General features: G+C 44.0%; 2 protein-coding genes. Both read left to right on the forward strand.

Features of this window, described 5'->3' with window-relative positions; genetic code table 11:
- Nucleotides 1–255 (forward strand): PTS sugar transporter subunit IIA (locus SMIDD26_RS12535; RefSeq protein ID WP_246746850.1); only part of this gene is annotated, 255 nt, incomplete at its 5' end.
- Nucleotides 256–318: 63 nt separating this feature from the next.
- On the forward strand, nucleotides 319–830 hold a 512-nt coding region (locus SMIDD26_RS01675), incomplete at its 3' end, for an alpha-amylase family glycosyl hydrolase (RefSeq protein WP_246746851.1).

Consider the following 830-nt stretch of genomic DNA (forward strand, 5'->3'; position numbering starts at 1 on the left):
TTACTCATTCACATCGGTATGGATACAGTAGGTCTTGATGGCAAAGGTTTTGAAAGTTTTGTAGCCCAAGGAGACCATGTCACAGTTGGTCAGAAACTGATTCGTTTTGATATGGATGTCATTAAGGCCGCAGGCCTGGTAACAGAAACTCCTGTTATCATCACCAACCAAGATGCTTATACAGCGACCATCACTGGAACTTATCCGACAACAATCCAAGCTGGAGAAGCTCTCATGGTCGCAACACGAATCTAATCAAAATAGCACAAATAGGGACGGAAGACTGCTTCCTCCCTTTTATCAGAAAAGGAGAAACAGATGACACTTGATAAAGGAAAAGTAGTCTATCAAATCTATCCAAAATCTTACAAAGACACCACTGGCAATGGTATTGGGGACTTACGTGGAATTATCGAAAAAATCCCCTATCTAGCTGAACTGGGCGTGGATATGGTCTGGCTCAATCCGTTCTACCCAAGCCCTCAACGGGATAATGGTTACGATATTTCAGATTATATGGCAGTGGATCCTCTTTTTGGTGATATGGCTGATTTTGAGGAAATGGTGCGTGTCGGTCAAGAGCACAAGATTGACTTTATGCTGGATATGGTGCTCAATCATTGTTCGACAGAGCATGAATGGTTTCAGAAAGCCTTAGCAGGTGACAAGTATTACCAAGACTTTTTCTTCATCCAAGACCAACCAACAGACTGGCAGTCTAAGTTTGGTGGCTCTGCTTGGGCACCTTTCGGGGATACGGGGAAATACTACCTTCACCTCTTTGATGAGACCCAGGCTGACCTGAACTGGCGCAATCCCAATGTTCGTAA

This window comes from Streptococcus mitis (assembly GCF_001579035.1).
Lineage (GTDB): Bacteria > Bacillota > Bacilli > Lactobacillales > Streptococcaceae > Streptococcus > Streptococcus mitis_J.